The sequence below is a fragment of the Stenotrophomonas sp. STEN240 genome (assembly GCF_056756175.1).
On record NZ_JBRRBO010000020.1, the window covers coordinates 39,073 to 54,771 of the forward strand.

Annotated in this window: 15 protein-coding genes; all 15 read right to left on the bottom strand. The window is 65.4% G+C overall.

Going from position 1 to position 15,699, the window contains the following annotated elements:
• Positions 1 to 55: 55 nt before the first annotated feature.
• The 15 genes from pncB to ACVOKO_RS10990 all read right to left on the bottom strand — a co-directional run bounded on the left by pncB (position 56) and on the right by ACVOKO_RS10990 (position 15,630).
• Positions 56 to 1,225: a nicotinate phosphoribosyltransferase gene (gene pncB / locus ACVOKO_RS10920; RefSeq protein ID WP_346498937.1), complete on the bottom strand. Its 1,170-nt coding sequence runs from the start codon at positions 1,223 to 1,225 to the stop codon at positions 56 to 58.
• 240 nt (positions 1,226 to 1,465) lie between these two features.
• Complete coding sequence (locus ACVOKO_RS10925; RefSeq protein ID WP_346498938.1) at positions 1,466 to 2,299, bottom strand: glycosyltransferase family 2 protein; 834 nt, start codon at positions 2,297 to 2,299, stop codon at positions 1,466 to 1,468.
• Between the two features lie 2 nt (positions 2,300 to 2,301).
• Positions 2,302 to 3,159, bottom strand: a complete 858-nt coding sequence (locus ACVOKO_RS10930; RefSeq protein WP_346498939.1) for a glycosyltransferase family 2 protein — start codon at positions 3,157 to 3,159, stop codon at positions 2,302 to 2,304.
• A 2-nt stretch (positions 3,160 to 3,161) separates the two neighbouring features.
• Positions 3,162 to 5,402, bottom strand: a complete 2,241-nt coding sequence (gspD, locus tag ACVOKO_RS10935) for a type II secretion system secretin GspD (RefSeq protein WP_346498940.1) — start codon at positions 5,400 to 5,402, stop codon at positions 3,162 to 3,164.
• Between the two features lie 9 nt (positions 5,403 to 5,411).
• On the bottom strand, positions 5,412 to 6,092 hold the full coding sequence (locus ACVOKO_RS10940) for a hypothetical protein (protein ID WP_346498941.1): 681 nt from the start codon (positions 6,090 to 6,092) through the stop codon (positions 5,412 to 5,414).
• Entirely contained in the window at positions 6,082 to 6,690 is a 609-nt protein-coding gene (gspM, locus tag ACVOKO_RS10945) for a type II secretion system protein GspM (protein ID WP_346498942.1), read from the bottom strand. The genes ACVOKO_RS10940 and gspM overlap by 11 nt, the downstream gene beginning before the upstream one ends.
• On the bottom strand, positions 6,665 to 7,792 hold the full coding sequence (locus ACVOKO_RS10950; protein ID WP_346498943.1) for a PilN domain-containing protein: 1,128 nt from the start codon (positions 7,790 to 7,792) through the stop codon (positions 6,665 to 6,667). Before ACVOKO_RS10950 ends, gspM begins: the two co-directional genes overlap by 26 nt.
• Positions 7,789 to 8,643 carry a type II secretion system minor pseudopilin gene (locus ACVOKO_RS10955; protein WP_346498944.1) on the bottom strand — a complete coding sequence of 285 codons (855 nt, stop codon included), beginning with the start codon at positions 8,641 to 8,643 and terminating at the stop codon, positions 7,789 to 7,791. The genes ACVOKO_RS10950 and ACVOKO_RS10955 overlap by 4 nt, the downstream gene beginning before the upstream one ends.
• Positions 8,640 to 9,281 carry a prepilin-type N-terminal cleavage/methylation domain-containing protein gene (locus tag ACVOKO_RS10960; protein ID WP_346498945.1) on the bottom strand — a complete coding sequence of 214 codons (642 nt, stop codon included), beginning with the start codon at positions 9,279 to 9,281 and terminating at the stop codon, positions 8,640 to 8,642. The genes ACVOKO_RS10955 and ACVOKO_RS10960 overlap by 4 nt, the downstream gene beginning before the upstream one ends.
• Positions 9,278 to 9,670 (bottom strand): type II secretion system protein XpsI, encoded by a 393-nt coding sequence (gene xpsI, locus ACVOKO_RS10965; protein ID WP_346498946.1) that lies wholly within the window; start codon positions 9,668 to 9,670, stop codon positions 9,278 to 9,280. The genes ACVOKO_RS10960 and xpsI overlap by 4 nt, the downstream gene beginning before the upstream one ends.
• Complete coding sequence (gene xpsH, locus ACVOKO_RS10970) at positions 9,667 to 10,113, bottom strand: type II secretion system protein XpsH (protein ID WP_346498947.1); 447 nt, start codon at positions 10,111 to 10,113, stop codon at positions 9,667 to 9,669. The genes xpsI and xpsH overlap by 4 nt, the downstream gene beginning before the upstream one ends.
• 71 nt (positions 10,114 to 10,184) lie before the next feature.
• Positions 10,185 to 10,613, bottom strand: a complete 429-nt coding sequence (gspG, locus tag ACVOKO_RS10975) for a type II secretion system major pseudopilin GspG (protein ID WP_346498948.1) — start codon at positions 10,611 to 10,613, stop codon at positions 10,185 to 10,187.
• A gap of 32 nt (positions 10,614 to 10,645) precedes the next feature.
• A complete protein-coding gene (gene xpsF, locus ACVOKO_RS10980) occupies positions 10,646 to 11,863 on the bottom strand; it encodes a type II secretion system protein XpsF (protein ID WP_346498949.1) in 1,218 nt (405 codons plus the stop codon).
• A gap of 31 nt (positions 11,864 to 11,894) precedes the next feature.
• The gene (gspE, locus tag ACVOKO_RS10985) at positions 11,895 to 13,622 is read right to left on the bottom strand and encodes a type II secretion system ATPase GspE (RefSeq protein WP_346498950.1); all 1,728 of its coding nucleotides are present in this window, start codon (positions 13,620 to 13,622) and stop codon (positions 11,895 to 11,897) included.
• A 124-nt stretch (positions 13,623 to 13,746) separates the two neighbouring features.
• Positions 13,747 to 15,630, bottom strand: a complete 1,884-nt coding sequence (locus tag ACVOKO_RS10990; protein ID WP_346498951.1) for a S8 family serine peptidase — start codon at positions 15,628 to 15,630, stop codon at positions 13,747 to 13,749.
• Positions 15,631 to 15,699 lie beyond the last annotated feature (69 nt).

The window sequence follows — 15,699 nt, forward strand, 5'->3', positions numbered from 1 at the left end:
GCTTCGTTAAGGAATCAATCGCAGTTGTCAAGACCGGGTGACAGTAATTTGACGCTTACTGAAGCTCGAAAACCTGCCGCAAATACGACAGATAGCCCGGATCATCACACATGCTCTTACCCGGCGAATCACTGAGCTTGGCGACCGGTTGGCCGTTGCAGCGAACCATCTTGATGACGATGTTCAGCGGCGTCGGGCCCAGGTCATTGGTCAGATGGGTGCCAACACCGAAGGCGACCTGGCAGCGGCCACGGAAGTAGTCGTACAGCTGCATCACTTTTTCGATGTTCAGCCCGTCGCTGAACACCAACACCTTGCTGGTCGGGTCGACGCGGTTGGCCTTGAAGTGGGCCAGCATGCGATCACCCCACGCGACCGGGTCGCCGGAATCATGGCGCACGCCATCGAACAGCTTGCAGAAATACATGTCGAAGTCGCGCAGGAAAGCTTCCATGCCGACCACGTCGGACAGGGCAATGCCCAGGTCACCGCGATACTCTCGCGCCCACGACTCCAGCGCCGCCACCTGCGAGTCACGCAGCCGTGGGCCCAATGCCTGGAAGGCCTGCAGATACTCATGCGCCATCGTGCCGTGCGGGGTCATGCCGTACATGCGCGCGAAGTGCACGTTGCTGGTGCCGACAAACTGCGAGCCCAAGGCATCACGCAGCATCGGCAACATCATGGCGTGCCACTTGCGCGAATAGCGGCGACGCGAACCGTAATCGGCGATGCGGCAGTTTTCAAAGCCCGGTGTATCGCGCAACAGCGCGGTCTTGACCTGCAGGCGACGCTCGCCTTCGGCGAAATCGGGCGAGGTGGTATTGCGGAACCACACCTCGTTGATGATCGCCAGCAGCGGCACTTCAAACATGATGGTGTGCAGCCACGGGCCGGTGATATCCAGCTCGATCTCGCCCGGCACGGTCGCCGACGCCTGCAGACTGATGTATTTGCGATCCAGATGGAACAAACCGAGGAAGTCGGCGAAGTCCGGCTTCACGAAACGCAGCCGGCGCATGTATTCCAGCTCATCGGCGGTGAAGCGCAGGCTGCACAGATGATCGATTTCGGCGTTGATCTCGTCCAGATAGGCGGCCAGATCAATCCCCGGCGTGCGGCATTTGAACCGGTACTGGACGATGGCGCCCGGGTACTGGTGCAGTACCGCCTGCATCATCGTGAATTTGTAGAGATCGGTGTCGAGCAGGGATTGAATGATCATGCCCCGCATTATGCGCTGGCAGGCGGCTCCCGTTCAGCCGAGCGCCAGGGCTTGTTCATGCTCTGTGGCGGGCGCAGGCGCTAGGGCGATGGAGTTTGCACGAAGAGCACCCCTCCCCAGCCCTCCCCTGCGCCTTGCGCAAGGGAGGGAGCGATGCATGCTTCTGCCCCTCCCTTTGGCGCAGCCAAGGGGAGGGTTGGGGAGGGGTGCTTTGAATGCCCCACCGCTCAAATTCCAGCCCTACTTCAACAACAAGCGCGGCACCTGCAGCAGCGCGTGTGCCCAGATCGCGCACCACACCCCTGCCCGCACCAATACGCCGCGCTGCGCCGCTTCGAACTTGCGGAAGTAGCGCCACAGCCCGCGATGCTTGTGCCATTCCACGAAGAACGGCCGCGAGCGGCTGGACACACCGCGCACATGCAGCACCTTCAAGTCATTGGCAATGGCCACCACCGCGCCGGCCTGACGCGCGCGACGGCACAGGTCCAGGTCTTCGGCATGCAGGCGGTAACCCTCATCCCAGCCATGCAGGCGATCAAACAAGCCGCGCGGCATCAGCAACAAGGCACCGGACAAGGCCTGCACCTGCTGCAGCGGCATGCAGGGGTCTGCCGCCACGGACAGACGCGAACCGGCACCGGGCTTGCGCAGCATCGCCGCGAAATCCGGATCGCGGCGGCGTACCGCCGGGTCGGCGATGCCGTTCTCGTCCACCTGCTCCACGCCCAGCAGGCAATCGCCCAGCGGCCGGCCAAGATCACGCAGCTGCGCCAGGGTCTGCGGCTCCACCATCAAATCCGGATTGACGAAGGCCAGCCACGGCGCATGGCATTCGCGCGCGCCCTGGTTGCAGGCGGTTGCAAAGCCGGGGTTGTCCGGATTGGCGATGAAACGCACGCGGCTGTCGGCCAGCGCATGGCGCTGCGCGATCGCCAGCGAGCCATCACGCGATTCGTTGTCGACCACGCGGATCTCGGCCACATCCTTGGCCGCGCGCAAGCGCTGCAGGCATTCATCCAAGGTGCTGGCACTTTGGTAACTGACCACCACCACCGCAATTGAATCGCTCACACCTACTCCGGGCCTGGAAGGGAACCACAGGCGTCGAACAGGTCGGGCTGGGCTTGCGGCATTATCGCCTGCTCGCACAACTGCTGCAGCTGCTGGCGGTGCGCGTGCAGCGGGTCATTCATCAGGAAAGCCGCAAGCCGCGCGGTCCATACCGGCCAGCGGTTGGCCAGCACTTCCATATCACCTTCGGCCGGGCGGCCTTCGCTCTGGCGGCCGACGAAGGCGTTGTCACACAGCACATTGCGCCAGCCCAGGCCGCTCATGCGTAGGCTCAGGTCCACCAGTGCCGCATACCATGAGCCATAGCTGTGAATGTCCAAGCCACCGGCGCGGCGGCGCGCACTGCCGCGTATCAACACCGCGTGGGTCACCGCCGAAGGCAGCTCCGGTTGCAGCAACGGCATCGCCGCCAATGCCTGCGCCAGGCGCGCCGCATCGGCAGGCAAGGGATTGAGTTCGCCTGCGCGTGGCCACGACACTGCTTCGCCGGCATTGCTCCAGGGCGTAGCGGTGGCGATGGAGGCATCGCGTGCCAGACACTCGCTGAGCTGCTGCAGCCAACCGGCCATTGGCAATGCATCCGGCGCCAATACCGCCACATCGGCGTCGCCGCAGGCCTGCAGCATCTGATCCAGATGTGCGGCTTCGCCAATCGGGCGTGGCCGGCGGGTGTATTCGGCCTGCAGCCGGGTGCTGGCCAGCCAATGCTCGATCACCGCCTGCCCGCGCGGCCCGCTCTGGCCATCATCAGCCAGCCACACCGGCGTACCCGCCGGCGTGTGTCGTTCCAATGCGGCAAGGCAGGCATCCAGCGCCGCATCATCCACGCCCACCGGTAACAGAATGACCGGCAGGGCCATGCTTAACGGCCTGCCTTGGGCTTGTCGATCGGGTCCAGCGCGCGGAAGCGGCTGCCGTACTCGTCGGTGAGGTTGCGTGCTTCCTGCGGGTTGCGGACGATGGTGGGCGTGATCAGCACGATCACTTCGTTGCGACGGTGGTTCTGGGTCTTCTGCCCGAACAGGCTGCCGACCACCGGCAAGCGGCTCAGGAACGGCAGGCCGGACGAACCATCGGTGCTGCTGTCATCGATCAGCCCGGCCAGCATCACCGTGTCACCGGTGCTTACCGCCGCCTCGGTCTGCATGCGGCGGGTATTGATGCGGTAGTTGTCGTTCTTGTCCGGCTGCCCTTCCGGCGCGCTGATCTCCTGCACGATGTCCAGGAACACCATGCCGTCGCGGGTAACGCGTGGGCGCACCTTGAGGATGTTGCCGGTTTCCATGTACTGCACGGTGGAATATGCGTTGTCGCCAATGGTCGAGATCGAGGTGGAATTGACCGGGATGCGGCTGCCCACATTCAACGTTGCCACTGCGTTGTTGCGCACGAACAGCGACGGCGTCTGCAGCAGGCGGACGTTGGTGACTTCATCCAGCGCGGTGATGATGGCGGCGGCATTCTTGCCGAGGAAGGTCCAGGCCATGCCGCTGCCGGTGACCTTGCCAGCGATGTCACCCCAGATGCCGCGGCCCAGCGCGCTGGGCAGGCCAGCACCGGACATGCCGATGTTGCCCGGGCTGGCGCCCGGTGCGCCATTCACCGCCTGCTCGAAGAACCAGTTCACGCCATAGCTGAGCTTGCCGTTCAAGGCGACTTCGGCCACCTGCGCTTCGATATGCACCTGCAGCGGCATTACATCGAGTTTTTCCACCACTTCCTGGATCGAGCGCCAGGCCTGCGGGGTGGAGCGCACCAGCAGGGTATTGGTTTCCTCCACCGCCGAAACACCGACGCGGTCACCTTCCACTTCCAGGGTGACGCTGCCGTTGCCCGAGGTCTGCTGCGGCAGCTGCATCGTTTCGCCCATACCGCCACCGCTGCTGCCGGAAAGGCCCGAACCCGCGCCACCGGCCGAACCGATGTCGCTGGGCTTGAGCCCATCGTTCTGGCCATAGCCGCCGTCCTGCCCACGCCCGCCCAGCGTCACCGGGCTGGCACCCGGCGCCAGCGAGGTGCCGCTGTCACCCTGGCTGCGCGAGCCGCTGCTGCCGAACACCTCGGCCAGACGGTCGGCCAGGTCCTTGGCCTTGATGTACTTCAGCTCGTACGAAAACAGACGGGCGTTGCCGCCGGCGCTGTCGATGCGGTCCAGCCATTGCTGGATCTGGTCCAGGTAGCGTGCCTGCGGGGTGATCACCAGTACCGCGTTGGCGTTGTCCAATGGCATGAAACGGAACATGCCCGCACTGGGCGTCTTGCTGTTCTCGCCGAATACTTTTTCAAGATCGTTGGCCACCTGCGAGGCACGCCCGGACTGGATCGGGAACACGCCCACCGACATGCCCGACAGCCAATCCACGTCGAAGATCTCGACCGTGCGCAGGTAGTTTTCCAGCTCGGTGCGGGTGCCGCCCAAGGTGATGACATTGCGTGAACCATCAACGCCGACGATGGCATTGGGCCGCGCATAGGGCTCGAGCACCTTCTTCATCTCGGCAGCCGAGATGTATTGCAGCGGCACCACCCGCACCTCGTAACCGCGCGCGGCGGCGGCCGGGGCGGTGCTGGGCGCCACCGTGCCGGCCAGCGACTGATCGGCCGGCACCACGTTGTAGCGGCCGCCGCTGTAGATCAGGCGGGCATTGTTCCAGCCCAGCACCATCTCCAGCAGGTTCAACGCCTGTGCCGGCGACACCGGCTTGGGCGTGGCCAGCGTCACCGTGCCCTGCACGGTCGGTGCGATCACGTAGTTCTGGCCGAGCATGTCGCCAAGAATGGCCTTGGTGACCGCCTGTACCGATTCGCCCTCGAAATTGAACACCGCGGTGCCATTGCCCGCCGCGCTCAAGGCCGGTGCCGGTGCCGACGCCGCTGCGCGGTTGATCACCGTACCGTTGCCGCGGCGGATCACCGCCCGGCCCTGGTTGTCATCGGGCCGGGGGGCTTCCTCCGCGCTCAAGGCGCTGGTACGCGCGGGCTCGCCGGGGGCCGGCGCACGGGTATCGGGCGCCGGATTACGGCGGACTTCCGGCGGCGGCGTGGTAGCGCAGCTGCTCAGGGCGCCGATCAGCAGGGTGACTGCAACTATGCGTGACGTCATACGTTCACTCTACGGGTTCTGGCTGCCGGAGCGGCCGTTCTGATTCTGTTGTGCCTGCCGACGGCGGGCCTGGATGCGATCACGGATCGCCTTGATCTGATCGGCCGATGGCGACGCAGGATCTGCGGCCGTCGGCGGTGGCGGCGGCAGCGGCACACTGGCGGCCGCCGGTATTGCCACGTTGCCCGGCGCTGCGGCCGCATCCAGTGGCGGCTTGGGCCCGCCGCTGAACACCTGCAGTTCCAGATTGAGGGTGCCGGCCGGGCCACTGACCACGGCGCTGCGCGGCTGCAGCGACAGCAGCTGCCAACCGTCCCGCGGCTCGCCACCCAGGCGCAGCCGCAGCGACTTGCCCTGCTCGGTAGTCAGCGTGGCCATGTCCAGCCCCGGCGTCATCAATACCCCGGTCAAACGCACACTGGCGGCAGCGGGCTCGCCGGCCTCGCCAATGAAGAACGGGTGCGGCCGCCGGTCACTGGCGAACAGCGGCCGGTTCAAGGCCTCGGTGTTGTCGACAACGGCCAGCTGCGCAACCTGCGGCACTGCTGGCAGGGCCGGCGCCTCCAGCGTGGCGGTGCTGTTGCCGATGCGGCTGCCCAGGCCAAACAGGCACGCAGCCCAGACCAGCAGCGCCCAGCCGGCAAAGGTGGCCAGCAGCCAGGTTCTCAGCCCTGCCACGTCATTGCGCATTGCCCACCTCCGTAGCGGGTGGAACAACACCCGGCCGCAGGTAACCGCTGAGTTCGAAGCTCACATCCAGACCACCGCCGCCTTCGCCCGGACCTGCGGCAAGAATGTCCAAGCGGTCAACGCGCAGCTGCGGCGCGCCGGTTTCCAGGGTCTGCAATACGCTCATCCACTCGTTCATGCCGCAACGCAGCCGCGCCTGTACCGCGACCCGCACAAACCGGCCGGTGCTGTCGGCCGGCAACGGCGAACGGTCACTGATGGCGCAGCTGCGTTGATCCGGGCTGGCCAGGCGCGCAGCTTCCTCCAGCCGCTGGACCAGCTTGGAAGTAGCCAGTTCAACCGAGCCTTCGGCCATGAAACCCGGTTGGTCGGCCAGCACCTGCTGCGCCTGCTGCAGCCGCTGTGCAACCTGCGGGGCTTGCCGCAACTGCAGGTCGATGCGCTGCTCGCGTTCCTGCAAGGCCGCGATCTCGGCGTCCACCGCCCGCATCGGAGCGGTCCACAAAGGCTGCACCAGCAACAGATAGACCATGCCCAGCACGGCCAACAACAGGCCCAGCGCCAACCAGCGGTCACGGCGTGCGGGGTGCGGTGCCATCGGCAGCCTCCTGGGTGGGTGCACGCAGTTCTGCGGTCAAGGTGAAACGCTCGCGGCTGCCGCCGTTACCGGTCTGCAACACGCCGGTCAGCGACGGCGTCTTCCACAGGCTGGAGCCTTCCAGCGTGGATACCAGCGAAGACGCGCTGCTGCTCATGCCGATCAACTGCATCCGCCCTGCCTCGATCGACAGCTTCTCCAACGAGGTGGCGTCATCCAGGCGCTGGCTGAGTTCGTTGATGACCTGCGTCGCCGAAGGCTGCGCTGCACGTTGCTCGGCAAAGAACTGCTGGCCATCCACCAGATCCTGCAACTGCTGCCGCTGCGCCGCCACAACGCGCGCGCGCGTGGCCGCGGCATCCACCCGCGCCGACAGCTGCGCGGCAGCCGCACGGCGGTTGTCCAATAGTTGCCAGGCGGCCAACACCAGCATCACCAGCCCTGCCACCAACAGGATGCGGTTGAGCCTGCGCATCGGATCGTGCCGTTGCCGGCGCATTGCTACCGGCAACAGGTTCACCGCCAACGGCTGTGCGTCGGCAGCGAGCACATCGACGCCATCGAGCTGTTGCTGCCAGGCCTCGGCCGGGCTCAACAAGGCATCGATCCGCTGCCGCGGCACCACCACCAGTTCGGTATCCAGCTGACCATCGCCACGGCGCTGCAGCAGGCGCACGTCGTAGTACACCTGCGCGGCGGTGAACGGTGTCTGCCGATCTATCTCGAAACCCAGCACCTCGCGCAGGCGTGGCTCAGCGGCAGCCGGCATGCGCAGCGGCTTGCGCAATACCGCGCTGGCCGGCAGCAGCCCGAAGCGCGGCAAACTCGCCACACGCGGCGGCAAGGCAGCATCCAGCGCAGCCGGCGTGCAATCGCGTGGCAAGGCCTGCAGCAATTGGCGCTGGCCGTTGTGCAGCAGCGATACCGCCAGCTGCTCGTCCGCCACCTGCAACAGCAGGCGTGCATCGGACACGCCCAGCAAGGCCTGCCAGCGGGCGGGCAGCCACGACAGCAGCGCCTGGCTCCACCAGGCCCAGAAGCTGCCAGCGCCCGGCATGATGCGTCCACCTGCCTGCCCTAGTCGTTCGCGCAACCCCGTCATCTCGTCATCGCTCCCTGTTCCCACTGCAGCACCGTATACGGTGCACCGGCCACACCACCGGGATTCAGACGCACCACCGCGCGGGTTGCTGCTTGTCGCTCGCCCACCAACTGCACGCTGCTGGTCACACTATAAGTGCCGCTGTCGCCACCGCCAGCCGAAGTTTCACCCATCCCGGCGTTGCCGTCCTCCCGCTCACGCTGGGCCATGATCAGCGCCGCATCCATGCCCATCGCGGTCAGCACGGTGGCCGGGGCAAAACGCGGATTGGGCCGGCCGTTACCGTACACCGTCAGCAGCGGCGCCAGCTGTGCATAAAGTGCCGGATCCATGCCGAGTACGCGCTGCAGCTCGCTGACACTGTCGAACGGCGCGTTCTTGGCACCGTACGGCAAGCCGGCGGACCGATAGTCGGCAGTCTCCGCGCCACCGGCAATCTGCAGCAGTTCATCCGGGTCGCGCCAATCGACAATGGCACCAGCCAGCCTTGCGGCCTTGTCCGGTGCCAGCTCGAAGCCGCGCAGCAAGGCCTGCAGCAGGTTCAGATCGGCCTTGTTCAAATCGACCTTGCCGGTCTCATCCACAATGCGCAGCTCCACCACCCGGTCATCAAACCGCCAGCGATACGGTCGCCCATCGGCACGCCAACTGGGCTGGGTCGGGGTGGCGCGCATCCGCGACAACGCGTAGTCGATACCGGCATGGGCAATCTGTTCCCCGCCGGCCACGTCGCCGGTCACCCGGCCCTGCAGGTGTTCCACGCGTGCGGTCATCGCAAACGCAGCAATGGTGGTGGCCAGCAACGCCACCACCCACAAGACCAGCACCAACGCTGCGCCACGGGCCTTCATCGCCAACTCCCGGCAGCAGCGGATTGCGGCAGGGCGACCACCAATGGCGGCCATGCCGGGCCATGCGCCGGGGTGATTTCGATGGCGACCAGCGCTGGCATGCGCCCGGCTGCGTCCCAGCTGTCCTGCCAACGCCCCATCGCGCCGCTGCTGGGGTCGATACCGCGATAGCGCAGCTTCACCTGTTTGAGATCATCGGCCAGCAGCTCGCTGCCGCGCGGCGGGTCTTCTTCCAGCAGCTGCCCGCCCTGCAACAGGGTCAAGCCCAGCCGCAGCTGTTGGCCAGCACCACTGCCGCTGACTTCCAGGGTATGCAGATAGGGACCACCGCGGCCCAGGTAGTCGGGCACGTTGGCGACAAAGCGCATTTGCTGCGCAGTACCGGTGAACACCGCAGCAACGCCGGCCGGTGCATCGCGTTGCAGCGGCAAGGGCATGGCCGACACCAGCCGCCGGCGCAGAAAGCCTTCGACCGCGCGCATGCGCTCATTGCCGCTGGCGATGGCTTCACCACGGCTGCTGATGGCCAGCGTCGAACGCACCGCGGCAAATGCCAGCGCCATGCCGGCAGCCAGCAATACCGTGGCCAGCAATACTTCGATCAGAGTAAAACCGCGCGGCCGCGCTGGACGCCTCATGGCGCGGCCTCCAGCGGTGCATTGCCGCGCAAGCGCAGCGTGCGCCAGTGCAACTGCTCCTGCGCGCTCTCGCCCCAACGCACCTGCAGGTCCAGCAACCACAGCCGTGCCTGTTGCTGGCGCGGCTCCATATACGGCGAAACCTGCAGGCTCCATTGATAGCGGCCCTGCTCCCACTCCCCTTGTTGACGCCCTGCACGCAGTGGCGCTTCCACCCCGGCAACGGCCAACAACGACTGTGCATGCAGCGCGGCGCGGCCGTAGCCGTCAGCAAGGCTGACCTGGCGTGCGGCACCGGACAGGCTGCCCAGCAGCAGGGTCATCGCCAAGGCAAGCAGGGCAAAAGCGACGATCACTTCGATCAGGGAATAACCGCGTTGGCGCCTCATCCGGCGCCCTCGCGCGGCGGACCGGCTTTGACTTCGCCGGTTATCCAAGCCACATCGATCCGCCACACCGCCTTGCCGGCGCGCAGCTCGATGCGCCCGCCGCTGGATGCGCCATCCTCGAAGAAACGCACCACGCCTTCATCGCGCCGCTGTTGCAGCTGCCCGGCACCGGTGAACTGCACGTTGACGTTTTCCGGCAGCTCACCATGGTGACCGTCCGCGCCCTGCCATCTGCCGGTGCGCGGCGTGATCTGGAACTGCTGGGGAACGCCGGTACTGATTGCACGGGTGCGTGCGAAGCGCAGTTCGGCCGCCAGGGTTTTGCCGGCCGAACGCAGGCGCACGCCTTCCATGCCGCCGTTCATCGCCATTGCCGCCATCATCGCCAGTGCGGCGACCAGTGCCAGCACCAGCACCATTTCCAGCAGCGACATGCCGCGCATGGCCTTACGCCGTGCAGATACAACACGCGTGGCATGGAGCGGAAGCGGGAGGCGCGGCGGCAGCATCAGGCCTATTCGTAACGGATGTCGGCGTTGTAGCTCTCGCCACCGGGCTGGCCGTCGGCGCCAAGGCTGAGCAGATCGAACGGGCGCCCTTCACCCGGCACGCGGTACTGCACCGGGTTGCCCCAGGGATCGTTGAATTCGGCTGGCTTGGCGTACGGCCCCAACCAGCCGGCCACACCGCTGGGCTGGCTGGAAAGATCTTCCAGCTTGGCCGGCAGGCGGCCGGTATCGAGTTTGTAGTTCTCCACCTTGCTGGCAAGGGTCTGGATCTGGGTCTTGCCCAGGTTGGCCTTGCCACGGTCGGCGCCGCCCAGCACGCGGCTGCCCACCAAGGTGAGCACCGCACCGATCAGCACGATGACGATGATGATTTCCAGCAAGCTCATGCCGGCCTGGCGGGCACGTGATGCTGGTTGTTTCAGGGTTCGCCTCATTGCTTTGTTTCCTTGTCTGCGACAGTTACGGGTTAACCGATGGCGTTGGTCAGGTCATACAAGGGCACCAGCACCGCAACGATGACCATGCCCACCACCGACGCCAACAACAATGTGATCACCGGCACCAACGCCGCCAACATACGGTCGATGGCACGCGCGCTTTCCTGCTCGAAGGTGTCGGCGGTTTTCAGCAGCATGGTATCCAGCGTGCCGGATTCCTCACCCACCTGGATCATCTGCAGGGCCAGGCGTGGGAAGCGGCCACCGCGGCTCAGCGACGAGGCCAGCCCGGCACCATTTTTCACTGCCTCGGCAGCTTCGCCGACGTCGCCGATCAACGCGCGGTTGCCCAGCACGTTGCGGGCAATGCCCAACCCGGACAGCAGCGGCACGCCGTTGCGCAGCAACGTGCCCAAGGTACGGGCCAGGCGCGCGGTTTCGAGTTTTGCAACCAGGCCGCCGGCCATCGGCCGCTTCAACAGCCAGCTGTCAAAGCCGAGCCGGAACACCGGATCGCGACGCTTGCGCTCGCCCCACAGCAGCAGCAAGGCCGGCACCACGATGAATACCAGCCAGCCTTTGCGCACCAGCAGGCCGGCTTCCAGCACCAGCCGCGTGAACCACGGCAAGGTGACGTCCAGGCTCTGGTACATCAAGGCGAACTGCGGCACCACGTAGCCAAGCAGGAACAGCAGGGCCAGGCCCACGACCACCAGCAGGATGGCCGGGTAGATCAAGGCGTTGATCACCCTGCCCTTCAATTCCTGGCTGCGTTCCAGATAGTCGGCCAGGCGCTGCAGGGTTTCATGCAGGCTGCCGCCGGCCTCACCGGCACGCACCATGTTCACGTACAGGCGCGAGAACAGACCATGCTGGCGCTCCAGCGCCTGCGACAGCGGTGCACCGCCGCGCACGCTGTCGCGGATATCGCCGATCACCCGTTGCGAACGGGCGTCTTCGGGCGTTTCCATCAGGATCGACAACGCACGGTCCAAGGGCTGGCCTGCACCGAGCAGGGTCGCCAGCTGCTGGGTGAACTGGACCAGCGTGGCACCAGCGAACGGACGCTGCCGCCATTGTTTCCAACTGCCACCTTCAAAAGCGGAACCGGTGGCCGGACGGGCCTCGACCGGCAGATGCCCCTGCTCCTGCAGGCGGGTGATCACCTCGGCCTCGCTGGCCGCGTCCATCTGCCCTTCCAACAGTTCGCCACGGGCATCCAATGCCTTGTAACGGTAGCGCGCCATCAACAGCATCCGTCCGGTTGAAGGCGATGGCTCATGCGTCCTCCGTTACCCGCAACACTTCTTCCAGTGTTGTCTGGCCACGCAAGGCCTTGGCGATGCCGTCTTCGTACATGGTGCGCATGCCTGCCTTGCGGGCAAGCTGTTCAATCTCACCCATGCCGGCCTTGCGCATCACTGCGTTGCGCAAGCTGTCGTCCATCACCAGGAACTCAACGATGGTGGTGCGGCCAAGGTAGCCGGTGGGCGCCTGCGCCGATGGCTGCGCGCGGTAAAGATGGATATCGCCCTGCGGCTGGAAACGCCGCAGCCCGAAGCGTTCGATCTCCTCCTCCGAGGCGCGGTAGCGCAATGCATGCGTAGGCTCCAGCCGGCGCACCAGGCGCTGGGCAAGGATGCCGTTGATGGTGGAGGTGAGCAGGTAGTCTTCCACCCCCATGTCGAGCAGACGGGTGATGCCGCCGGCGGCATTGTTGGTATGCAGGGTGGATAACACCAGGTGACCGGTCAGCGCGGACTGGATGGCGATGCGCGCGGTTTCCAGATCGCGCATTTCGCCGATCATGATGATGTCCGGGTCCTGGCGGACGATGCTGCGCAGGGCGTTGGCGAAATCCAGCCCGATCTGTGGCTTGGCCTGGATCTGGTTGATGCCTTCCAGCTGGTATTCGACCGGGTCTTCAACGGTGATGATCTTGACCTTGTCGGTATTGAGCTGGCTCAACGCCGTGTACAGCGTAGTGGTCTTGCCGGAACCGGTGGGCCCGGTGACCAGCAGGATGCCGTGCGGCTGTTCCAGCACCTTGCGGAACTGCGGCAGGAACGCCTCGTCAAAGCCCAGCCGCTGGAAATCGAACACCACCGCCTCGCGGTCCAGTAGGCGCATCACGACGCTTTCGCCATGCGCGGTGGGCATGCTGCTGACGCGCAGATCCAGCTCCTTGCCCTGTACCCGCAGCATGATGCGGCCGTCCTGCGGCAGGCGGCGCTCGGCGATGTTGAGCTTGGCCATGATCTTGATGCGGCTGATGACCGCGGCGGTGAGATTGACCGGCGGGCTTTCGCCATCGACCAGCACACCATCGATGCGGTAACGCACCTTCAAGCGGCTTTCGAACGGCTCGACATGGATGTCCGATGCACGCAGTTCCACCGCGCGTTGGATCAACAGGTTGACCAGGCGGATGACCGGCGCTTCGGACGCCTGGTCGCGCAGGTGTTCGATGTCATCGACGGGCGCCATTTCACCATCGGCGGTTTCCAGGATGGTGCCCATCGCACTGCGGCCCTGCCCGTACCAGCGCTCGATCAGCTCATCCACCTCACTGCGCACGCCCACTACCGGGGTGACTTCGCAGCCGGTGGCCAAGCGGATCGCATCGCGTGCATAGCCTTCCTGCGGGTCGGCCATCCATAGCAGGATGCGGCCGCGCTGCTCGCCCAGCGGCAGCACCAGGAATTGCTTGAGGAAACGCAGCGGCACCGGCTCGACGCCTTCCACCAGCTCGGGCGGGTGCTCGGGCAACTCACGTGCTGCGATCAGACGCAGTTCCAATACTTTTGCACAGGCCTCGGCGTGATCGCGTTCGGATACCAGCCCCAGACGCGCCAGCAACACCAGCAGCTCACCGCCGGACTCGCGCTGCAACTGGCGGGCGCGCTGCAGGTCGGCGTCTTTCAGCCGGCCCTGGGCCAGCAGCTCGTTGATGACAAGCTCAGCAGGGGATGGCGCAAGTTGGGTGTCGTGGGCTACCGCGTTCACGCAATCCTCCTGTGTTGGCCGAACTTTAACAGTTCATGCTGTCAGGACGTGCACATGAACACGCATTCCATGCAAAAAAGAACCCCGGCAATGCCGGGGTTCCAGGTGGCTGCAACGGTCAGAATTACTGGCGTGCAACCAGGCTCACGCCGCTGTAGGCGTTGGCTCCCACCAGGGTGACGTAGTAGGTACCGGCCTGGGCCTTGTTGAAGCGCACCGTCTCGCTGTTGCCAGCGCGGGTGGACTTGGCATCGGACTGGCTGGCGCTCGGCACCTCATTGAAGCTGACGTACATCGAGACGTCACCGCTGCCACCGTAGGTCATGAAGGTCAGCACCTTGCCGGCCTCGGCCTCGAAGCTGTACACCACTTCGCTGCCGCTGCTGCCAGCCAGGCCGGTCACCGCCACCTTGTTGACCAGCGGTGTGGCGTCCGGGCCGCACTGCTCGACATTCGGATCACACGGCGGCTCGGTCGCCTTCACCAATGCGGCATTGATGTTGAGGATGCCCGCGCCGATCGGGGTGGAAGCCGGGATCGCCACCGGGAACGGTGTGGCGGTGCTCTTGAGCAGGTCGCGCATCTGGTTCAGGGTCAGCGGCGTATCAACCACGCTCTGCACCATGGCCACTGCAGCGGCCACATGCGGCGATGCCATCGATGTGCCACCCATGCCGCCCAGGATCCAGTTGCCCGCTTCCGGGCTCTGGTCGGCGCCATTGATCACCTGCCAGATATAGCCGTTCGGGTTGCCATCGCCGCCACCGCCGCCGCCCGGCGCCGACAGGTCCACGCGCGCACCATAGTTGGAGTAGTAGGCACGGCCACCGGCAATACCGGTGGCGCCAACGCTGATCACGTTGTTGCACGAGGACATCGTGTAAGTGGCAGCGTTGGCGTTGTCATTGCCTGCCGCCACCACCACGATGGCACCCTTGCTGTTGGCCAGATCAATGGCTTCCTGGTACTCGGTCGGGCAGCTCGAGGGGGAGCCACTGCCCAGGCTCATGTTGATCACTTCAGCAGGATTGGTGTTGAGCGGCAGCCCCGGCACCTCGCCACCTGCGGCCCAGATGATGCCGTCGGAGATGTCGCTACCAAAACCACCGCAGGAACCGAGCACGCGGATCGGCATCACTTTGGCCTTGTAGGCCAGGCCTGCCAGGCCCTTGCCGTTGTTGGTCTCCTGGGCGACGGTGCCGGACACGTGGCTGCCGTGCCAGGAACTGACGTCGGCCGCATGCGAGCCACCGGTAGCCCAACCGGTGCAGTAGTTGGCTTCGATCCAGTCGCCAAGATCCCAGCCACCGGCAACCCGGTCGTCGGTGGCGCGGCGCGAGACGCGCTTGTCGCTGATCATGTCGTAACCGGGGATGACGTTGTTCTGCAGATCCGGGTTGTCCTGCACGATGCCGGTATCAATCACCGCCACCACCACGCCCTCACCCTGCGAGAGATCCCATGCCTGCGGTGCGCGCACGCCGGAGGTCGCATTGAAGAAATTCCACTGGTATTGCGCGTAGTTCGGATCGGTCGGGGTCATTGCAGGCGCTACATCAACCATGCGCTGGTACATGCGATCGATGCTGGCGCTCTCAACCGCAGGATTGGCCTTGAGCTCGCGGACAAAATCCGCCGCTTCCTGCGCATTGAGCGCACGCGAGGTCTTGACCACGCTCCAACCCGGCGCGCCCATGCGACGCAGCAGTGACGCCTGTACCGCCGGCTGCGCGGCGGCGCGTGCGGTCTTGGCGACGGCGCGATCCAGACCGGCGCGCGATGCCGCTGCACCCAGGCCACGGTTGGCGGTTGCGCTGTCGCGCAGCTCGCTCGCACCGGCACGGTACTTGACCACGAAGCGGTAAGCGCCGCTGTTGTCCACAGCCGACGAACTCATGCCAACTACTTTTGCAGGTCCAATTTCTGCAGCAGATGCGGCGGGTACGCCGATCGAAGCCATCAGTACGGCACCGGCAATCGCCAAACCAAGCTGGGTCTTCTTCTTCATGTCGGATCTCTCGTCTTAATAGAACAGGGATGGAACCTCAACGCTGCACTGCTACGCCGTCCTGGCTTG